General features: G+C 73.5%; 17 protein-coding genes, 1 tRNA gene and 1 pseudogene. 11 read left to right on the top strand and 8 right to left on the bottom strand.

All coding sequences use genetic code 11. The annotated features are described in order from the left end of the window. A pseudogene (locus ACX9I7_RS23215) lies at positions 1-200 on the bottom strand (hypothetical protein); the annotation flags it as partial. Between the two features lie 370 nt (positions 201-570). On the opposite strand from ACX9I7_RS23215, the gene ACX9I7_RS23210 reads away from it, so the two are divergent. Then, positions 571-652 (top strand) — tRNA-Leu (locus ACX9I7_RS23210). Positions 653-872: 220 nt separating this feature from the next. Next, the gene (locus ACX9I7_RS23205; RefSeq protein ID WP_387568568.1) at positions 873-1,763 is read left to right on the top strand and encodes a Bax inhibitor-1/YccA family protein; all 891 of its coding nucleotides are present in this window, start codon (positions 873-875) and stop codon (positions 1,761-1,763) included. 88 nt (positions 1,764-1,851) lie between these two features. Here ACX9I7_RS23205 and ACX9I7_RS23200 read toward each other — a convergent pair whose 3' ends face one another. Continuing rightward, the gene (locus tag ACX9I7_RS23200) at positions 1,852-2,082 is read right to left on the bottom strand and encodes a DUF4287 domain-containing protein (protein WP_126918041.1); all 231 of its coding nucleotides are present in this window, start codon (positions 2,080-2,082) and stop codon (positions 1,852-1,854) included. Between the two features lie 98 nt (positions 2,083-2,180). On the opposite strand from ACX9I7_RS23200, the gene ACX9I7_RS23195 reads away from it, so the two are divergent. Further along, positions 2,181-2,507, top strand: a complete 327-nt coding sequence (locus ACX9I7_RS23195) for a hypothetical protein (protein WP_189454386.1) — start codon at positions 2,181-2,183, stop codon at positions 2,505-2,507. Positions 2,508-2,628: 121 nt separating this feature from the next. On the opposite strand, the gene ACX9I7_RS23190 is transcribed toward ACX9I7_RS23195, so the two are convergent. The 3 genes from ACX9I7_RS23190 to ACX9I7_RS23180 form a co-directional block, all read right to left on the bottom strand. Then, a complete protein-coding gene (locus tag ACX9I7_RS23190; RefSeq protein WP_387568565.1) occupies positions 2,629-3,438 on the bottom strand; it encodes a hypothetical protein in 810 nt (269 codons plus the stop codon). 242 nt (positions 3,439-3,680) lie between these two features. Next, a complete protein-coding gene (locus ACX9I7_RS23185; RefSeq protein WP_459388385.1) occupies positions 3,681-4,901 on the bottom strand; it encodes an acetyl-CoA C-acetyltransferase in 1,221 nt (406 codons plus the stop codon). A 39-nt stretch (positions 4,902-4,940) separates the two neighbouring features. Continuing rightward, positions 4,941-6,005 (bottom strand): SGNH/GDSL hydrolase family protein, encoded by a 1,065-nt coding sequence (locus tag ACX9I7_RS23180; protein WP_459388386.1) that lies wholly within the window; start codon positions 6,003-6,005, stop codon positions 4,941-4,943. A gap of 214 nt (positions 6,006-6,219) precedes the next feature. On the opposite strand from ACX9I7_RS23180, the gene ACX9I7_RS23175 reads away from it, so the two are divergent. After that, positions 6,220-7,617 carry a cystathionine beta-synthase gene (locus ACX9I7_RS23175; protein ID WP_387568561.1) on the top strand — a complete coding sequence of 466 codons (1,398 nt, stop codon included), beginning with the start codon at positions 6,220-6,222 and terminating at the stop codon, positions 7,615-7,617. Between the two features lie 391 nt (positions 7,618-8,008). Here ACX9I7_RS23175 and ACX9I7_RS23170 read toward each other — a convergent pair whose 3' ends face one another. Further along, entirely contained in the window at positions 8,009-8,530 is a 522-nt protein-coding gene (locus ACX9I7_RS23170; protein WP_459388384.1) for a hypothetical protein, read from the bottom strand. Between the two features lie 108 nt (positions 8,531-8,638). On the opposite strand from ACX9I7_RS23170, the gene ACX9I7_RS23165 reads away from it, so the two are divergent. Next, positions 8,639-10,000 carry an acyl-CoA synthetase gene (locus tag ACX9I7_RS23165; protein ID WP_459388383.1) on the top strand — a complete coding sequence of 454 codons (1,362 nt, stop codon included), beginning with the start codon at positions 8,639-8,641 and terminating at the stop codon, positions 9,998-10,000. Positions 10,001-10,077: 77 nt separating this feature from the next. Beyond that, a complete protein-coding gene (locus tag ACX9I7_RS23160) occupies positions 10,078-10,929 on the top strand; it encodes a MurR/RpiR family transcriptional regulator (RefSeq protein ID WP_459388382.1) in 852 nt (283 codons plus the stop codon). A gap of 41 nt (positions 10,930-10,970) precedes the next feature. Here ACX9I7_RS23160 and ACX9I7_RS23155 read toward each other — a convergent pair whose 3' ends face one another. Continuing rightward, positions 10,971-12,311, bottom strand: coding sequence for an alpha/beta hydrolase family protein (locus ACX9I7_RS23155; RefSeq protein WP_459388381.1), 1,341 nt, complete (start codon positions 12,309-12,311; stop codon positions 10,971-10,973). A 274-nt stretch (positions 12,312-12,585) separates the two neighbouring features. Here ACX9I7_RS23155 and ACX9I7_RS23150 point away from each other — a divergent pair, with 274 nt between their 5' ends. Next, complete coding sequence (locus ACX9I7_RS23150) at positions 12,586-13,170, top strand: hypothetical protein (protein ID WP_459388380.1); 585 nt, start codon at positions 12,586-12,588, stop codon at positions 13,168-13,170. Here the strand turns inward: ACX9I7_RS23150 and ACX9I7_RS23145 are convergent. Next, on the bottom strand, positions 13,154-14,548 hold the full coding sequence (locus ACX9I7_RS23145) for a type III PLP-dependent enzyme domain-containing protein (RefSeq protein ID WP_459388379.1): 1,395 nt from the start codon (positions 14,546-14,548) through the stop codon (positions 13,154-13,156). The two genes, ACX9I7_RS23150 and ACX9I7_RS23145, sit on opposite strands and share 17 nt — an antisense overlap. Before the next feature lie 196 nt (positions 14,549-14,744). Here ACX9I7_RS23145 and hutU point away from each other — a divergent pair, with 196 nt between their 5' ends. From hutU to hutI, 4 genes are all read left to right on the top strand, one after another. Next, a complete protein-coding gene (gene hutU / locus ACX9I7_RS23140; protein ID WP_387568544.1) occupies positions 14,745-16,403 on the top strand; it encodes a urocanate hydratase in 1,659 nt (552 codons plus the stop codon). 92 nt (positions 16,404-16,495) lie between these two features. Then, positions 16,496-17,683 (top strand): allantoate amidohydrolase, encoded by a 1,188-nt coding sequence (locus tag ACX9I7_RS23135; RefSeq protein WP_387569359.1) that lies wholly within the window; start codon positions 16,496-16,498, stop codon positions 17,681-17,683. Further along, positions 17,674-19,008 (top strand): formimidoylglutamate deiminase, encoded by a 1,335-nt coding sequence (locus ACX9I7_RS23130; protein WP_459388378.1) that lies wholly within the window; start codon positions 17,674-17,676, stop codon positions 19,006-19,008. Before ACX9I7_RS23135 ends, ACX9I7_RS23130 begins: the two co-directional genes overlap by 10 nt. A 20-nt stretch (positions 19,009-19,028) precedes the next feature. After that, a complete protein-coding gene (gene hutI, locus ACX9I7_RS23125) occupies positions 19,029-20,195 on the top strand; it encodes an imidazolonepropionase (protein WP_459388377.1) in 1,167 nt (388 codons plus the stop codon). Positions 20,196-20,239 lie beyond the last annotated feature (44 nt).

Below are 20,239 nucleotides of genomic sequence, written 5' to 3'. Positions count from 1 at the left end.
TGCCGGAAGTCCACGGAGACGGCGTCCAGGGCGACCACCTGGGTCTCGCCCTGGCCGTAGACCTTGGTCAGGTCCGTGGCGCGGGCGGCCACAGCGGTGCTGCTGCGGACGGCGGTCGGGGCGCCGAAGGGCATGGTGGTCACGGTGGGGCCTCTCCTGTCGGGACGGCGGGCTCCGGGACTCGTCGTCCTCGGATTCAGGGCACGTACACCATGGTCCGATGCGCTTCGGCCGCCGGGATCAGCCGTAGCTCCCGTTCCCGGGACAGTCTCCGGAGGTATGCCGGGAGGGGCCTGTCATCCCTGGGTAGGAGACAGACCCTTACCGAGGGCGACGAGATTGCGACAATTCCGGTTCACCGTGAGGGCGGGGTGGTGAACGGCGGAGATCGGCCCCTGGCATGTGCCAAAGGCGCCATCCAGGCACTGACGGGGGCTCAGTTGCCCATAAAATAAGACAACCTCGGGTCGATGTTCCGCTGTTTGGGGGGCGTGCCCCGGCTAGGCTCGTGCTGCTCTCCTTGATGGGGAGGCTCGCGCGCCTCACCGCCGGGCTGCCCGAGAGCCCCCCGCCCGGATGGTGGAATGCAGACACGGCGAGCTTAAACCTCGCTGGCCCTCGGGCCGTGCCGGTTCAAGTCCGGCTCCGGGCACCTCATCACTTCGCGATCGCTCGGCGAGCCCCGTATTGGTGTGGCCATCGCGTTAAGAGTGCCGCAATTCGAGGCTCTCCCGGAACCGGCCGCCGCCGGTCCGCGTTGTCCGGTACGGGGTCCGGCGAAGAAAAGATCGTCCCGTAGCAGGAGGGCCTTTTCTTTGCTCCCCTATTACCCTTGACGCCAAGGCCGCGCAGGGTGGCCACGGAGGAGTGAGATGAGGAGCAGCAACCCGGTCTTCTCGCGACGGGGGTTCAGCCGCGACAACAGCGGTTACGCGGGCTTCGGCGCGGGAGCGCAGGCCGGGGCCGCGTCCCAGGGGAACCCGTACGCGAGCGACCAGTACGCCGGGAACCCGTACGCCCAGCCCAGCAACCCCTACGCGGCGAACCCGTACGCGCAGGGCGGGCCGGATCTCCAGCAGGGCCACCCGCAGGCCCCGTCGCGGGCCGCCGGCCGGATGACGATCGACGACGTCGTCACGAAGACCGGCATCACGCTGGGCACGGTGATCGTCGCCGCCGGCGCCGCCTGGGCGCTCTCGCTGCCCGTCGGCGTGGGCTTCGGCGCCGCGATCGTCGCCATGGTGCTGGGCCTGATCCAGTCGTTCAAGGCCAAGCCCTCCCCGGCGCTGATCCTGGCCTACGCGGCCTTCGAGGGCCTGTTCCTCGGCGTGATCAGCAAGTACTACAACGCGATCGCCTATGGCGCCCCGATGCAGGCCGTGCTGGGCACGATGGCCGTCTTCGCGGGTGTCCTGATCGCCTACCGCACCCGGATCATCCGGGTCGACCGCCGTTTCACGCGCTTCGTGATCGGCGCCTCGATCGGTTTCCTCCTGCTGATGGTCGCGAACTCCCTGTTCGCGGTCTTCGGCGGCGGTGACGGTCTGGGCTTCCGCAGCGGTGGTCTCGGTATCGCGGTCGGCGTTGTCGGTGTGCTGCTGGGCGCCGCCTACCTGGCGCTCGACTTCAAGCAGATCGAGGACGGCGTGGCCTATGGCGCTCCCCGCGAGGAGTCCTGGCTGGCGGCCTTCGGTCTGACGTTGTCGCTCGTCTGGATCTACACGGAGATCCTCCGGATCATCGCGATCCTGAACAACGACTAAAACCATCGCGTGGATATATCCACGCCGTGTGACAGGGCCCGGGAAGGCGTCGCCTTCCCGGGCCTGTTCCGTTCGCGGGGCGCGTGGCTCAGCCCAGCTTTCGCGCCGCTCGTCGGAGGTCGTACTCGTGGACGATGGCCTTCGCGTGGCCGTAAGCGAGATTGTGCTCGCCGCGCAGCCAGCTGACCTTCTCCTCGAAACGGAACAGGGAGGGGCCTTCTTCGACCGTGCGCAGCCAGTCCGCGACTTCGCGGCCGGTGCACTGGGGGATTCGGGAGAGCAGGTTCCGGTGGGTCTTGTCGGAGAAGACGTGGGACATCGGCGCCTCCGGACGCGTCGAATGATGGTCCTTCATGTCACCGTGCCCGAGTGTTCAAGCGTTGGCAACAGTCGGTGGGCGGCGCATAGTCTCGTGGCGTGGATGATGTGACACCTCTTCTGGCCGCCGTGGACACCTTCGCCGACCGGCTGCGGACCCTGCCGCAGTCCCGGCTCAGCCGGGGAGCGGCGGCGGAAGCGCTGGCCCTGGCCCGGGAGCTCGCCGCGTGGACCCAGCGGATCGAGGAGCCGGACGCCCCGGCGGTACGGGAGATGCCGGACGCGGGGATGTTCGCCGTGGCCGACCAAGTGGCGGTGGCCGGCCATGATTTGGCCGAAGCGCTGCTCGCCTCCGGCGGGGTCACGGAAGGCGTGGCCCGGGCCGTGGGGCTGGTCGAGGAGGCCGCGGGGCGCTGCGGACTGTGACCTCGCGCGGTGGGGTGGTGCCCCGAAGGGGCGCGGGGCCGCGACACCATGCGGCTCCGCCGCGCGGGCGCGACCGGCCACGATGCACCCGCAGACGGCTGACCGGACGTCCAGCGGGTCGCTAGAGCGACGCGATGACGCGGTCGGCCAGCACGTAGACCGTGCCCGACTCGCACTCGAAGGTCAGGGCGTAGGCGCCGGAGACCCCGGAGCCGCCCAGCAGCACGGGCGCGTCACCGGCCCGCAGGGCCTCGGCGAGGCGCTCGGCGGTCTCGCGGTGCCCGGGGGTCATGCAGACCGTGGTGCCGTCGGCGAAGACGTAGACGTCGAGGGTGCCCAGCGGGCCGGGACGGACGTCCGCGAGCGGCACGCCGTCGTCGGCGAGCTCGGTGAGGCGCTCGACCGTGCGCTCGTGGTCGGTGACGGCCGAGGCAGCGGGGGTGAAGTCGGGGTGCGAGGGGTGGCGGCGGCGGGCCGCCGCCAGCTCCGGGGAGTCCGCGGCCTCCGACTCGAGGTCGGCCAGCGGGTCCAGCCCGGTGAAGTCCAGCCCGGCGAGATCGGCCTGGCGGGGCAGGAACAGGCCGTCGTCGAGGCCGGGCAGGACGACCGGCAGCGAGGGCGCGTCGGTGGCCCCGGCCAGGTCGCGGGCCTCCTGGGCGGCCCAGAACGCCCGGGCCTCGGCCAGCTCGCGCTCCCGCTCCTCCGCGAGCGCGTCGGCGACGGCCGCGCGTATCTCGGCGAGCTCCGCGACGGGCGCGGTACGGGCGGCGGGCACGGCGCCGCGTTCCGCGGCGCCGGCCGTGGCGGCGGCGAGTTCCTCGCGCAGGGCGGTGATCTGCCGGCGCAGACCGCGAGTGCTGTGCAGGGCGGCGGCGCCCGCGGCCGTGGCGGCGGCAGCGCCCATCAGCAGGGCAAGGGACATGGCGCTCACTGACGTACTCCCGGTTGCTTGGATCCCCCGAATTCCTACCTCAGCTTCGCGCATGCCTCCGGAGGCCCACAGTGCAAAACGTCAGCAACCGGACGGGACCAAGGGCCCGGACGTTGTTCCTTCAACCACCCTGACCTGGGGAAACGGATCTCCCCCGGGACGTTGGTCACATCCTGGGGGAGATTGGGTCACGTTTCGGCAAGGTGGCCGATAGATGCTCCCGGCAGTTGCCGCCCGGTGTTTTAGTTCAGCCGCTCGATCACCATGGCCATGCCCTGGCCGCCGCCCACGCACATCGTCTCCAGGCCGAACTGCTTGTCGTGGAACTGGAGCGAGTTGATGAGCGTGCCCGTGATGCGGGCGCCCGTCATGCCGAAGGGGTGGCCGACGGCGATGGCGCCGCCGTTGACGTTCAGCTTGTCGATGTCGATGCCCAGGTCGCGGTAGGAGGGGATGACCTGCGCGGCGAAGGCCTCGTTGATCTCGACCAGGTCGATGTCGCCGATGGTCAGCCCCGCCCGTCGCAGCGCCTGCTCGCTGGCCTCCACCGGGCCGTAGCCCATGATCTCGGGGGAGAGCGCGGAGACGCCCGTCGAGACGATCCGGGCCAGGGGGGTGAGGCCCAGCTCGCGCGCCTTGGTGTCCGACATGATCACCAGGGCGGCGGCGCCGTCGTTGAGCGGGCAGCAGTTGCCCGCCGTGACCAGGCCGTCGGGGCGGAAGACGGGCTTGAGGCCCGCCACGCCGTCCAGGGTGACGCCCGCGCGCGGGCCGTCGTCCTTGGAGACGACCGTGCCGTCGGGCAGCGTCACGGGGGTGATCTCGCGCTCCCAGAAGCCCTTCTTGATGGCTTCCTCGGCGAGGTTCTGCGAGCGGACGCCGAACTCGTCCATGTCCGCGCGGGTGACGCCCTTGAGGCGGGCCAGGTTCTCGGCGGTCTGGCCCATCGCGATGTAGGCGTCCGGGACCAGGCCGTCCTCGCGCGGGTCGTGCCAGCCCTCGCCGCCCCGCTCGGCGCGGGCGGCCGTGCGGGCCTCGGCGTCGGCGAAGAGCGGGTTGTGGGTGCCGGGCATGCCGTCGGAGGAGCCGTTGACGGACCGGGAGACCATCTCGACGCCCGCCGAGATGAAGACGTCGCCCTCGCCGGCCTTGATGGCGTGCAGCGCCATCCGGGAGGTCTGCAGGGACGAGGCGCAGTAGCGGGTGATCGTGGTGGCGGGCAGGTGGTCCATGCCCATCTGCACGGCCACGACGCGGCCGAGGTTGTGGCCCTGCTCGCCGCCGGGCAGACCGCAGCCGAGCATCAGGTCGTCGATCTCGCGCGGGTCGAGCCCGGGGATCTTGGCGAGCGCGGCCTGGATGATCGTGGCGGTGAGGTCGTCGGGCCGCAGCTCCTTCAGGGAGCCCTTGAAGGCGCGACCGATCGGGGAGCGGGCGGTTGAGACGATCACGGCTTCGGGCATCACGGCTCCAGTTGCGCGGGAACGAAGACTCCCCGGAAGTTACCCGCAAGTACGGCCCGGGTCACGGTCTCCGGGCTGTGACGCCGGACTCTTTCCAGTATGGGCGGGCCGTTCCCCGTCCGGAGCGACCTCCGGGCCCGTCGGCAGCCGCCGCCGCTTGCGGTGCTTGAGCAGCGCCCAGCGGCCCCGGGCCGTGACCTCCGTGCCGCCCTCCGCGGCCGCCTCGGCGGCCGCCCTGGCCAGCGGCAGGATGCCCTCGCGGCGCGCCGCGTCCGGCCGTTCCTCGTCCTCGGGCCAGAGCCCCAGCGTCGCGCAGAGCGTGGGCAGCACGGCCATGGCGGCGGTGGCGTAACCCTCGGCCGAGGGGTGGTAGTTGTCGGGCCCGAACAGCTCCCGGGGGTTGGCCTCGAACTCCGGCCCCAGCAGATCGCCCAGCGAGACCGTCCGGCCGCCCGCCGACAGCACCCCGATCGTCTGCGCCGCCGCGAGCTGCCGGCTCAGCCGCCGGGCCAGCCAGCGCAGCGGCTGGTAGACGGGCTCGATCGTGCCCAGGTCGGGGCAGGTGCCGACCACCACCTCGCAGCCGGCCTCCCGCAGTCTGCGCACGGCCTCCGTGAGCAGCCGGACGGAGCGGGTGGCGGGCACCCGGTGGGTGACGTCGTTCGCCCCGATCATGATCACGCAGACGTCGGGGAGCCGCTCCGGATCACAGAGGATCTGGGTGACCTGCCGCTCCAGGTCGTAGGTCTGCGCCCCGGACAGCGCCACGTTGCGCAGCTCCACGGGCCGCTCGGCGACCGCCGCGAGCCCCGAGGCCAGCAGGGCGCCCGGGGTCTGCCGGGGCCGGTGCACCCCCTGGCCCGCCGCCGTGGAGTCGCCCAGCACGCCCAGCAGCAGCGGCTCCCGCCCCAGCCCGTGGACGAACGCGGAGCCGTAACGGCCGTCCGCGTGCGGCGGGGTGCCGCCGGAGCCGCCGACGACCCGCCGGGCCAGCGCCACCTCCGTGATCAGCACCCCGAGCATCGCCCCGCCGAGCAGGCCGACCCCGCCGCCTCCGTACGCCGCAGCGGCCGCGATCCGTCGCGCGGCCCTCGCCCTCAGCATGGACACCGGACAGCCTCCTCAGCGCTTACGAAAGCCGGTTTACAAACGCTTCACAAAAGCTTCATGAACCCGGCGCGCCCTTGCCAGTGCGCGCTATGAGCAGGTTGCCCCGCGCACTCGCCTCCGCAACGCGCCGTTGGAGCGGTGGCAGGCGCTCTAGGCTGGCGGTATGGGCACGCGACGACCGCTAGTGCCCCCGACCGCGGAGATCACCGTGCAGTATCACGATTCGATGATTGAGCTCGTTGGCAACACCCCGCTCGTCAAGCTCAACCATGTGACCGAAGGCATCAAGGCGACCGTCCTCGCCAAGGTGGAGTACTTCAACCCCGGTGGATCGGTGAAGGACCGCATCGCCGTGCGGATGATCGAGGCCGCCGAGAAGTCCGGTGAGCTCAAGCCGGGCGGCACGATCGTGGAGCCCACCTCGGGCAACACGGGCGTGGGTCTCGCGATCGTGGCGCAGCAGAAGGGCTACAAGTGCATCTTCGTCTGCCCTGACAAGGTTTCCCAGGACAAAATCAACGTACTGCGGGCTTACGGGGCCGAGGTCGTCGTGTGCCCGACCGCCGTCGACCCCGAGCACCCGGACTCGTACTACAACGTCTCCGACCGCCTCGTGCGCGAGACGCCCAATGCCTGGAAGCCCGACCAGTACAGCAACCCCAACAACCCGCTCTCGCACTACCACTCCACCGGTCCGGAGCTCTGGGAGCAGACCGAGGGGAAGATCACCCACTTCGTCGCGGGCGTGGGCACGGGCGGCACGATCAGCGGCACCGGCCGGTACCTCAAGGAGATCAGCGGCGGCAAGGTCCAGATCATCGGCTCCGACCCCGAGGGCTCGGTGTACAGCGGCGGTTCGGGCCGCCCGTACCTGATCGAGGGCGTCGGCGAGGACTTCTGGCCCTCCGCCTACGACGGCACGGTGACGGACCGGATCGTCGCGGTCTCCGACAAGGACGCCTTCCAGATGACGCGCCGCCTTGCCAAGGAGGAGGGCCTGCTGGTCGGCGGCTCCTGCGGCATGGCGGTCGTCAGCGCCCTGGAGATCGCGAAGGACCTCGGCGAGGACGACGTCGTGGTGGTGCTCCTGCCGGACAGCGGCCGCGGCTACCTGAGCAAGATCTTCAACGACGAGTGGATGGCCGACTACGGCTTCCTGGAGGAGCCCGGCGACGCCGCCCGCGTTGGCGACGTGCTGCGCCGCAAGGACGGCGGCATCCCCTCGCTCGTCCACATGCACCCCGAGGAGACGGTCGGTCAGGCCATCGAGGTGCTCCGCGAGTACGGCGTCTCGCAGATGCCCATCGTCAAGCCCGGCGCCGGCCACCCCGACGTCATGGCCGCCGAGGTCATCGGCTCGGTCGTCGAACGCGACCTGCTGGACGCGCTGTTCGCCCAGCGGGCCTCGCTCTCCGACCCGCTGGAGAAGCACATGAGCGCGCCGCTGCCGCAGGTCGGCTCCGGCGAGGCGGTCGGCGACCTGATGAACGTCCTCGGCACGGCGGACGCGGCCATCGTGCTCGTCGAGGGCAAGCCCAAGGGCGTCGTCAGCCGCCAGGACCTGCTCGCGTTCCTCGCCGAGGGCGGCAACGGCGGTACGAAGTAGTCACACCGCGGCCAACTACCGGCAACTACCGGCCCGTAAAAGGTACGTATGCGTCACGCGCACGCAGCGTGGACTTAACACGGGCCCGGCATAGTGAGGGGTGACGAGGCGGCAGGAACTCCGGAGCGGCTCCCGGACTCCAGAGCCGTCCGGACGCGGCACCGGATCCCGGCACCCGGGATCCGGCCCGCGCCCTCCGCGGGGACCGCCGTCGTCCCGACCCCGGCCACAACCGGGGTACGGCGGCCCCCGCGCTCGTTGTTTTCGGGCGGCGGGGCTGCACGGCGGCTGTGCGACGGCGCCCCGTAAGGGGCGCGGGGCAGCGTTCGATATGCGGCTGCCGCCGCGCGGGCGCGACAAACCCCCACCGGCCCGCAGGCGACCGGACCGCTCACGCGCCCCAGCCGTCGGAAGCCCGCTCCCGATCTTCGGCTGACCGCCGCCGCAGCGGCATCCGCGCCGCCTGGGCGACGTTCACCCCCACGATCCCCGCCCACGTCACGAGCAACCCCGCAAAATGCGCGTTGTACGCGGCGATCGCCGACAGCGGGATCGCCAGCACCAGCGACACCGCCGCGAACCCGAACCGCTCCCCGAAGCTCCCGGGCGCCGGCCCGTCACCCGGGACGCGCCCGGCCGCGCCACGAGCCGCACTCATCTGCCGCTCGGCGAGATGCCGCCTCACCTGGCGGTCCGCCGTCGCGTCCATCCGCCGGTCGATGCGCTCGCCGACCTTCTCCAGGAAGGAGTCGATGAGCTCCGCCTCGTACTCGGGCCCGAGCTCCTTGAGCGTGTGCGCGGTCGCGTCCAGTTCGCGGCGCAGCTCGGGGTCCTTCTGCAAGCCGGCCGGGCCGGGGACCGGGTCCTCGGCGCGACCGGGGTCCTTGGGGGCATCGGTGTCACGGGCCATCATGGCCACGACGGTACGGTCGGCGAGGGCCCCGCGTCAGTGGGGCCAGCACCCGTATCCGCAGAGGGGATGCCCCCCGGTCCGCCGGGGCCCCGTGGAAGGAGCGATTCCGTGCCCGAACCCCTGCTGTCGTCCCTGGCCGCGCCGGACGCCGCCGACCGTCCGGACGCCCTCACCATCGCGGGACGGTCCCTGTCGCGGGAGGAACTCCTGGGCGCGGCAGGGGCGGTGGCGGCCCGGATCGCCGGGGCCCCGTCCGTGGCCGTACGGGCCGTGGCGGAGCCCGAGACCGTCGTTGCCGTCGTCGGCGGGCTGCTCGCCGGGGTGCCCGTCGTACCGCTGCCGCCGGACGCAGGGCCCGCCGAGCGCGGCCACATCCTGCGCGACTCCGGCGCCGAACTGGTCCTCGGCGAGGACGTCCCCGTGGACATACGGGAACGCGGCACCTGGTCCGCGCCCGAGCCGGACCCGGAATCGACCGCCTTCGTGCTCTACACCTCCGGCACCACCGGCGCGCCCAAGGGCGCGCTCATCCCGCGCGGTGCGGTCGCGGCGGGCCTGGACGGGCTCGCCGAGGCCTGGAAGTGGACGGCCGAGGACACCCTCGTCCACGGCCTGCCGCTCTTCCACGTCCACGGCCTCGTCCTGGGCGTCCTGGGCGCCCTGCGCACCGGCTGCCGGCTGATCCACACCGGCCGCCCCACGCCGGAGGCGTACGCGGCGGCGGGCGGCAGCCTCTACTTCGGCGTGCCGACGGTCTGGTCGCGGGTGGCGCGCGACCACGGCGCCGCCCGGGCGCTCGCCGGGGCCCGGCTGCTGGTGTCGGGCAGCGCCGCCCTGCCCGCGCCCGTCTTCCGCGACCTGGAGGCGCTCACCGGGCAACGCCCCGTCGAGCGCTACGGCATGACGGAGACCCTGATCACCGTCGCCACCCGCGCGGACGGCGAGCGCCGCCCGGGCGCGGTGGGCCTGCCGCTGCCGGGCGTACGCACCCGGGTCGTGGGGACGGGGGAGGAGGGCGGCATCGGGGAGCTGGAGGTGTCCGGCCCGACGCTCTTCGCCGGCTACCTGGGCCGGCCGGAGGCGACGGCGGCCGCGTACACGGCCGACGGCTGGTTCCGCACGGGCGACATCGCCGCGATCGAGGAGGACGGCACCCACCGCATCGTGGGCCGGGCCTCCACCGACCTGATCAAGTCCGGCGGCTACCGCGTCGGCGCCGGCGAGGTCGAGAACGCCCTCCTGGACCACCCGGCCGTCCGCGAGGCGGCGGTCGTGGGGGTGCCCCACGACGACCTGGGGCAGGAGATCGTCGCCTATGTGGTGGCCGACGGGATCGCCGAACGCGAGCTGATCGACTTCGTGGCGGGCCACCTCTCCGTCCACAAGCGACCGCGCCGGATCCGCTTCATGGACGCGTTGCCGCGCAACGCCATGGGCAAGCCGCAGAAGAAGCTGCTGCCTCCGCTGTGAGGCGCGGTCCGGGAGCCGTACCCTGCATAATTCCATGCAGGGTACGGACCGGATGAATGACTGACCGAGGAGGGCTCATGAGCGAGACCGGGGGCGAGCCGGAGGCCACCGCGCGGCTGCAGAAGCTCTTCGAAGGGCACCGGCTGACGCCCACGCAGCGCCGCATCGCCCACTGCATGGTGCGCCGCTCGGCGGACGCGCCGTTCCTCTCCAGCGTCGAACTGGCCGAGCTCGCCGGGGTCAGCCAGCCGTCGGTGACCCGCTTCGCGGTCGCCCTCGGCTTCGACGGCTACCCCGCGCTCCGCCGCCACCTGCGCGACGTCGTCCCCGCCGCCGAGGCGCCCGCCGAGGACTCGTACAACGAGTACCAGCAGGCCGTACAGGCCGAGATCGACAACCTCCGCCACCTCGCCTCGCTGCTCGCCGACCCCGCCCCCGTCGCCCGGGCCGGCCGCCTGCTGGCCGCGTCGCGCCCGCTGCCCGTCCTCGGCCTGCGGGCCGCGACCGCCCAGGCGGCGGGCTTCGCCTACTTCGCGCGCAAGGTCCACCCCGACGTACGGCTCCTCGACGAGGGCGGCACGCTGCTCGTCGACCGCATCGACGCGGCCGTTCGCGCCGGGGCGAGCGCCCTGCTGTGCTTCGCGCTGCCGCGCCACCCGCGCGAGGTGGTGGACGCGCTGGAGTACGCGCGGGGGGCGGAGCTGACGGTCGTCACCGTCGCGGACTCCACATTCGCCCCCGTCGCGCGCCACAGCGACGTCCTGCTGCCGGCCGCCGTCGGCACGGGCCTCGCCTTCGACACGGCCTGCGCGCCGATGCTGCTGGGCCGGGTGCTGCTGGAGGCGATGTGCGACGCGCTGCCGGACGCGCAGGCGCGGCTGGAGGAGTTCGACGCGAAGGCGGCGGCGCGGGGCTTGTTCGTGGAGTGAGGACCGGGGGTTCGGGGGCGGAGCCCCCGAAAGAAGCGGCCCTAACGGGCGACCCGCACCTCCGGGAAGCGCCCCGACGGCCCGTCGAGCAAGTGGTCGTCCCGCCCCCGCAGGAAGCGGTCGAGGAACGACGCCACATACGCCCGCGTCACGGCCACGGCCCGTTCCCCCCGCACCGACCCGATGTCCCCCCGGACCGTCTCCTGCCGCACCACCCCCGCCCGCGCGAGCTGCGGCAGCAACGCCGCCGCGTCCGTGTACGCCCCGTGCTCCGACCCCGTGAGCGTCACATCGCCCCGCCAGCCGCCGCGACCGCGCGAGTGCTGCCACAGCGCCTTCCACGACGGCTGGCGCCCGTACTCGCCGGAATCCGCGGCGTCCGTGCCCATCAGCAGGAACGGCCGGTCCACCCCCTCCCGTGACACCGAGCTCATCCCTCCCGGCCCGGGGAACTCCATCGTCCCGTCCATGTTGACGGCCGCGCGGATACGCCGGTCGTCGTGCATGGCCTGGAGGGCCGTGAAGCCGCCCGCCGAGTGGCCCACCATCCCCACGCGCCGCAGATCCATGGCGGCGGCCAGACCGTGCGGCAGGGACAGCCGGCGTTTGTGGTCACCGAGCCGGTCCAGGACGAAACGGGTGTCGTCGACGCGCGCCTTCATCGCCTTGCGCAGCACCCGCCCCGGGTCCGTGCCGCGCTTCGCGGCGAGGCCGGGGAGCACGGAGCGCGCGAGGCGGCCGCCGGGGAGGGCGACCTCGGAGGAGTCGTAGGTGTGGTCGACCGTGACGACCACGTAGCCGCGCGAGGCCAGGTCCTCGACGAGCGACGTGTTCCAGGTCCGGGGATCGCCCAGGCCCGCCGAGTACAGCACGACCGGCCGTACGCCCGCCCCGCGCGCGACGGGAGCGTCCACGCGCGCGTGCGTCGTGGTGGCTGCCCAGTCCACGGCCCCGGCCGGCACGCGGTAGCCGAGGTGGCCGGAGCCGCCCGGCGAGCCGAAGTGGGCGGCAGCGCGCCGCTCCATGTGGGGCGCGGTGCGCGCGGCGGTCCGCCAGCCCGCGTGGGCCGCCGGGTACCAGAAGCCGACCATGACCTCGCGGTGGCCGTGCCCCGGGTGCCAGGGGTCCTCGCGGGAGGTGTCGACCAGGTGGCGGGTGGTGGTGCCGACGGGGAACGGGCCGGTCGGCTCGGGCAGCCGGACGTGGGCACGGGAGCCGGCCGGGGCCTGGGCCTGGGCCGAAGCCGGGCTCGCCGGGGCGCCGTCGACCGCCGCGCGGGCGTGGGGGGCGAAGGCCCCGAAAAAGCCGGTCAGGGCCAGCGCCCCCGCCGCCGCCAGCGCCCGTCGCCGCAGGGCCCGCTGGGCCCGCTCGTTCACCGGCATGTCCCGTCTCCTCCCACCGCTTCATCCACCGCTTCGTCCACCGCTTCGTCCACCGCTCCATCGGTAGGACGACCATAAGGACCGACGATGCGTCGACACGACATACGTGGGGGTCAACTCGCCTGTGATACCCGGGTATGACTCCAGTGGGCTACGGGCGCGCGCGGTTCTCAGCTCGCACTCAGAATCGTCGGCTAGCGTGCGGCCCGCAGTGACGACGACAAGACCGACGAGGAGGTCCGACGTGGGGCGCGGAGCGTATGCGCTGGCTCGTGTGGCCGTGATCGTGAGGGCGCCGGCGCGCTGGTTGTGGTGGCTCGGGCTGCTGAGCGCGGGCGCCGGTGCCGCGTTGCCGGAGCTGGTGCCGGTGCTCACCGGACGCCGGCTCGGGCTGGCGGCGGGCGGCGTCCTGTTCGTCGCCGCCGGGGCCCTGGCCTTCCTGGCGCGGCGCGGCCGGTACACGGAGCTGGCGGGCGGCGCGGAGCGCGCGGGCCGGGCCGTGTTCCTCCAGGACCGGGCCGTGTCGGCGCGGAACTGGCGGCGGACCCGGAGCTGGTGGCTGGCCGGCGCGTTCGTCGCCGCCACGGCCTCGTCGCTCGCGGTGCCCGTGGCGGCCGGGCTGGCGATGGCGGGCGCGGGCGCCGGGCTGTGGGCGAAGGCCCTGTGGCTGGGCGGCCTGGAGCGCCGGAGCGAGTCGCTGCTGTGGGTGCGCACGGAGCGGGCGCAGGGCAGCCCTGTGGCGGCGCCCGTACGCGGCTGGTTCACCACCGGCCTCGCCGCCGGGGACGCGCTGCCCGGCGGGGCCCGGCGGCGGGGCCGTCCGGTCCCGGGCGGGGCGGTGGTCAGCGCAGCGCGGTGAGGCCCACCGCGTGGGCGCCGCCGCTCTCGGCGACGAGCTCGTCGAGGGACTGCGGCGGCCGTACGGGCACGAAGCGCACGTCGACGGAGGGGGTCTCGGTGGCCCCTTCCGTCCGTTGGTGCTCCGCGTAGCCGTAAACCCCCGGACGGGGGAGCGTGTTGTACGCGAAGTGGTTCGAGAAGTAGTACGCGCCGGTGTCGAGGAGCGCGACATGGTCGCCCGCCTCCAGCCGGGGCAGCGACCGCCCGGTCGCGATCAGGTCCCCGGCGAAGCAGCACGGCCCGGCCACGTCCTGGCTCTCGGGCGCCCCGTCCTTCGGCCGTCCCCACGCGTCGTACACCGCCACGCGCAGCGGCCACGCCTCCGGCGCGAACACCGTGCGCACGGCCACCTGCGCGCCCGCGTGCGTCACCGCGATCCGGCGCCCGCCCGCCGACTTGGCGTACTCCACCCGGGCCAGCACCATCCCGCTCTTGGCCGGCAGCGACCGCCCGAACTCGGTCACCAGGCCGTAGCGCCCGTCGAACAGGCCGGGGACGGCCTCGGCGAGCAGCCGCGCGTACGCGGCGTGGGTGGGGGTGACGTCGTCGGAGGCGAAGTTGACGGGCAGGCCGCCGCCGATGTCCACGGACCGGACGCGCCGGGCGCCGACGTGCTCGTTGATCTCCTCGGCCAGCTCGTACACCGCCCGGATGCCGGCGGCCATCAGCTCCAGGGGGCAGCCCTGCGAGCCGACGTGCGCGTGGATCCGGGTGAGCCACGGCCGCTCGGCGTAGGCACGGACCAGCCACTCGCGCGCCCCCTCGTCACGCAGCGGGACCCCGAACTTCGACGTCGGCGTCGCGGTGCTGAGGGCGCTGATGCTGCCGCCGCCGACCTGGGGATTCACGCGCAGCCCGAGGGGCGGGACGGAGGCGGCCCCGGCACCGGAACCGGCGAGGAGTCCGTCCAGCCGGACCAGCTCCTCCCGGCTGTCGGCGTTGACGGCGACGCCGAGCGCCAGCGCCTCGCGCAGCTCGGCGGGGGTCTTGGCGGGGGAGTCCAGGACGGTCCGCGCGGGCGGCACGCCCGCCGCGCGGGCCAGCGCGAGCTCCCCGGGGCTCGCCACCTCGGCGCCCAGCCCCTCCTCGGCGAGCAGCCGCAGCACGGGCACCAGGGGCGCGGCCTTGACGGCGAAGGCGTGCAGCACGTCCGTACCGGGGGCGCTGACCTGCGCGAACGCTGTGTGGAGCGCGGCGGCGGCCGCTCTGATCCCCGGGACGTCCAGCAGACCCACGACGGGCCGGTCCGCCGTGACGATCCCTTGCCGGACGGCCGCCCGCACGGCCGCGTCCCGCCGCCGCGCGGCGCCATCACTCCCGTTGTCCACGTGACCCATACGCCCACTCCACCACCGCGCGGGAGCGACGGCCACGGTGCGCGTGCCATCGAGGCCGGCCGGCGGCCTGTCGACCAGGCGGCCTGTCGACCAGGCGGCCTGTCGACCAGAAAGTGTTGACTAGAGGTATTCAGACACCCAAACTGTGCAGTGTTCTATTCAGAACATGATGGAGAGAGCCAGGGAGGCAGCGCCCATGTCAGGACCGCGACCCGTGCGAGCACCGCGAGGCACCGAGCTGAGCACCCGGGGCTGGCAGCAGGAAGCCGCGCTGCGGATGCTCCAGAACAACCTCGACCCCGAGGTCGCCGAGCACCCCGACAAGCTCGTCGTCTACGGCGGCACGGGCAAGGCCGCCCGCGACTGGCGCTCCTTCGACGCGATGGTCCGCACCCTGCAGACGCTGAAGCAGGACGAGACGATGCTCGTCCAGTCCGGCCGCCCCGTCGGCGTGATGCAGACGCACGAGTGGGCGCCGCGCGTCCTCATCGCCAACTCCAACCTCGTCGGCGACTGGGCCAACTGGGAGGAGTTCCGCCGCCTGGAGGCCCTCGGCCTGACCATGTACGGGCAGATGACCGCCGGTTCGTGGATCTACATCGGCACCCAGGGCATTCTCCAGGGCACGTACGAGACGTTCGCCGCCGTCGCCGCCAAGAAGTTCAACGGCACGCTCGCCGGGACGATCACCCTGACCGCCGGCCTCGGCGGCATGGGCGGCGCCCAGCCGCTCGCCGTCACCATGAACGACGGCGTCGCGATCTGTATCGACTGCGACCCGCGCGCCATCGAGCGCCGCATCGAGCACCGCTACCTGGACGTCAAGGCCGACTCCCTCGACCACGCCCTCCAGCTGGCCGTCGAGGCGCGCGACGCCCGCCGTCCGCTGTCCATCGGCGTCCTCGGCAACGCCGCCGAGCTCGTCCCGCAGCTGCTCGCGATGAACGCGCCCATCGACATCGTCACGGACCAGACGAGCGCCCACGACCCGCTCGCCTATCTGCCCGTCGGCGTCTCCTTCGACGAGATGGCCACCTACGCGGCCGAGAAGCCCGCCGACTTCACGACCCGGGCCCGCGAGTCGATGGCGCGTCACGTGGAGGCCATGGTCGGCTTCCAGGACGCGGGCGCCGAGGTCTTCGACTACGGCAACTCCATCCGCGGCGAGGCCCAGCTCGCGGGCTACACCCGCGCCTTCGACTTCCCCGGCTTCGTCCCCGCCTACATCCGCCCCCTCTTCTGCGAGGGCAAGGGCCCCTTCCGCTGGGCGGCGCTGTCGGGCGACCCCAAGGACATCGCGGCCACCGACCGCGCGATCCTCGATCTCTTCCCCGAGAACGAGTCCCTGGCCCGCTGGATCAAGATGGCCGGCGAGCGCGTCCACTTCCAGGGCCTCCCGGCCCGCATCTGCTGGCTCGGCTACGGCGAGCGCGACCGGGCGGGCGAGCGCTTCAACGACATGGTCGCGAGCGGCGAGCTCTCCGCGCCGATCGTCATCGGCCGCGACCACCTCGACTGCGGCTCCGTCGCCTCGCCCTACCGCGAGACCGAGGCCATGCTCGACGGCTCCGACGCGATCGCGGACTGGCCGCTGCTCAACGCCATGGTCAACGTCGCCTCGGGCGCCTCCTGGGTCTCCCTCCACCACGGCGGCGGCGTCGGCATGGGCCGCTCCATCCACGCGGGCCAGGTCACGGTCGCCGACGGCACGCCGCTGGCCGGCGAGAAGATCCGCCGCGTCCTGACCAACGACCCGGGCATGGGCGTCATCCGCCACGTCGACGCGGGCTACGACATCGCGGACTCGGTCGCGGAGACCCGCGGTGTCCGCATCCCGATGCGGGAGCAGTCGTGACCCAGGCTGCGGGCAACCGTCCCGCAGGGCGGGACGGGTGGGCGCAACCGGACCACGGACCCGCACCCGTGAACGCGCCGTCGTTCCACGAGATGTGGCGCGACCTCGCGCCCATCGGCCGGAACCCGGAAAGCGGCGGCTACCGCCGCTACGCCTGGACCGGCGCCGACGCCGACTGCAGATCGTGGTTCCGCGCCCAAGCGGAATCGCGCGGGCTGACCTACGAGGCCGACCGCAACGGCAACCAGTGGGCCTGGCTCGGCGACCCCACCGCCGGCGACGCCGTCGTCACCGGCTCCCACCTCGACTCCGTCCCCGACGGCGGCGCCTTCGACGGCCCCCTCGGCGTCGTGTCGTCCTTCGCCGCGCTCGACGAGCTCCGCGCCCGCGGCGCGAAGCCCGGCCGCCCCCTCGCCATCGTCAACTTCGGCGACGAGGAGGGCGCCCGCTTCGGCCTCGCCTGCGTCGGCTCGCGCCTGACCGCCGGGCAGCTCACCCGCGAGGCGGCCCACGCCCTCCGGGACGGCGACGGCGTCTCCCTGGCCCAGGCCATGGAGCGCGCCGGATACGACCCCGAGGCCATCGGCCCCGACCCAGAACGCCTCGCCCGCGTCGGCGCCTTCGTCGAGCTCCACGTCGAGCAGGGCCGCGCCCTCGCCGACACCCCGCACCCCGTGGGCGTGGCGTCAGCGATCTGGCCGCACGGCCGCTGGCGGTTCGACTTCCACGGCGAGGCCAACCACGCCGGCACCACCCGCCTCGACGACCGCCGCGACCCGATGCTGACGTACGCCAACACCGTGCTCGCCGCCCGGAAGAAGGCCCGGCTCGCCGGCGCCCTGGCGACCTTCGGGAAGGTCGCCGTCGAGCCGAACGGCGTGAACGCCATCGCCTCCCTCGTCCGCGGCTGGCTGGACTCCCGCGCCGCCGACGAGGAGACGCTGGCCGCCGTCGTCGCCGAGATCGAGCAGGCGGCCGTCGAGCGCGGCGGCCGCGACGGCGTGGACGTCCGGGTGACCCGGGAATCCTTCACCCCGGTCGTCGAGTTCGCCCACGACCTGCGCGACGAACTCGCCAAGCTCCTGGGCGGCGCGCCCGTACTGCCCACGGGCGCCGGGCACGACGCCGGTATTTTGTCCGGCGTCATCCCCACGGCCATGCTGTTCGTACGGAACCCCACCGGCGTCTCCCACTCGCCCGCCGAGACGGCGACCGAGGACGACTGCGTGGCCGGAGTGACCGCACTCGCCGACGTACTGGAGGGCCTGGCGTGCAGGTGACCTACTGGGCCGAGCACGCGTGGCTCGGCACCCACGTCGAGCCCGGCGTGGCCATCGAGGTGACGGGCGGCCGGATCACGGCCGTCCGCACGGCCGTCCCGGCCCCGCCCCCGGGCGCGACGACCCTGCGCGGCCTGACGCTCCCCGGGCTGGCCAACGCCCACTCCCACGCCTTCCACCGCGCCCTGCGCGGCCGCACCCAGGTGGGCAGCGGCACCTTCTGGACGTGGCGCGACGTGATGTACGGCGTCGCCGACCGGCTCACCCCGGACTCGTACTTCGCCCTCGCCCGCGCCACGTACGCGGAGATGGCCCTCGCCGGCATCACCTGCGTCGGCGAGTTCCACTACCTCCACCACGGCCCCGGCGGCACCCCCTACGCCGACCCCAACGCCATGGGCGAAGCCCTGATCGCGGCCGCCGCCGAAGCCGGCATCCGCATCACCCTCCTCGACACCGCCTATCTGTCCTCGGGCTTCGGGGAGCCCCCCAACCACCACCAGACGCGCTTCTCCGACGGCACGGCCGACGCCTGGGCCGAGCGGGCCGCCGCCCTCAAGCCCGCCGGCCACGCCCGGATCGGCGCGGCCGTCCACTCGGTGCGCGCCGTGCCCGCCGACCAGCTGACGACCGTCGCCGACTGGGCGAAGGAGCGCGAGGCCCCCCTCCACGTCCACCTGTCCGAGCAGACCGCCGAGAACGACGCCTGCCTCGCCGCGCACGGCCGCACCCCCACCCGACTGCTCGCCGACCACGGCGTGCTCGGCCCGCGCACCTCCGCCGTGCACGCCACGCACCTCACCGACGAGGACATCGCGCTCCTCGGCGGCGCGGCGTCCACGATCTGCATGTGCCCGACGACCGAGCGGGACCTCGCCGACGGCATCGGCCCCGCCGTCGCCCTCCAGCGGGCCGGCAGCCCGCTGTCCCTGGGCAGCGACAGCCACGCCGTCATCGACCTCCTCGAAGAGGCCCGCGCGATGGAGCTCGACGAACGGCTGCGCAGCCGCACGCGAGGCCACTGGACCGCCGCCGCGCTGCTGCGCGCCGCCACCGAGGACGGGCACGCCTCGCTGGGCTGGGCCGACGCGGGCCGCATCGAGCCGGGCGCCCTCGCCGACCTCACGACCGTCGCGCTGGACTCCGTCCGTACCGCGGGGCCGGCTCCGCGCCACGGGGCCGAGACGGCCGTATTCGCCGCGACGGGGGCGGACATCCGCCATACGGTCGTGGGCGGCCGGCACGTCGTACGCGACGGGGTCCACCAGCTCGTACCGGACGTGCCGCGGGCACTGGCCGACTCCATCGCCGCCCTGAGCGGCTGACGCCGAGGACCGGAGCAAGCATGAGCACGGCAATCATCAACATCAGCAGTCTGGTCACCAACGACCCCTCCCTCGGCGAAGGCCCCCTCGGTCTGGTCCAGGACGCGGCAGTCGTCATCGACGGCGACCGCGTCGCGTGGATCGGTGAGTCCAGCAAAGCACCCGCCACTGACAACGCGGTCGACGCCGGTGGCCGGGCCGTGATTCCCGGCTTCGTGGACTCCCATTCCCACCTGGTGTTCGCGGGCGACCGCACCGCCGAGTTCAACGCGCGGATGTCCGGGCGGAGCTACAGCGCGGGCGGCATCCGCACGACGGTGGCGGCCACCCGAGCGGCGAGCGACGCCGAACTGGAGGCGAACCTCACCCGCTACCTCACCGAGGCCCTCCGCCAGGGCACGACCACCTTCGAGACGAAGTCCGGCTACGGCCTCACCACCCACGACGAGGCCCGCTCCCTGCGGATCGCCGCCGCCCACACCGACGAGGTGACGTACCTCGGCGCGCACATCGTGGCGCCGGAGTTCGCCGACGACCCCGACGGCTACGTCTCCCTCGTCACCGGCGAGATGCTCGACGCGTGCGCCCCGCACGCCCGCTGGGTCGACGTGTTCTGTGAGAAGGGCGCCTTCGACGGCGACCAGGCCTGCGCGATCCTCGAAGCCGGCAAGCGCCACGGCCTGGTGCCGCGCGTCCACGCCAACCAGCTCGGGCACGGCCCCGGTGTCCAGCTGGCCGTCGAGGTCGGCGCCGCCTCCGCCGACCACTGCACCCACCTGACGGACGCGGACGTGGACGCCCTGGCGCAGGGCACCACCGTGGCCACCCTCCTCCCCGGCGCCGAGTTCTCCACCCGCGCGCAGTGGCCGGACGCGCGCCGCCTCCTCGACGCGGGCGTCACGGTGGCCCTGTCCACGGACTGCAACCCCGGCTCGTCCTTCACCAGTTCCATGCCGTTCTGCGTGGCCCTGGCCGTGCGCGACATGGGCATGACCCCCGACGAGGCCGTCTGGTCCGCCACGGCGGGCGGCGCGGCGGCCCTGCGCCGCACGGACATCGGCCGCCTCGCCCCGGGCGCCCGCGCCGACCTGGCCCTCCTGGACGCCCCCTCGCACGTCCACCTCGCCTACCGGCCCGGCGTCCCGCTCGTCTCGGCGGTCTGGCGGCGCGGGGTGCGCGAGCTCTGAGGGCGGGTGTCAGGGAGGGCTCAGGGGCAGGTCAGGGCGAGCCC

The sequence above is a fragment of the Streptomyces sp. L500 genome, from assembly GCF_054551825.1.
This window is presented reverse-complemented; position numbering and strand designations above follow the sequence as displayed.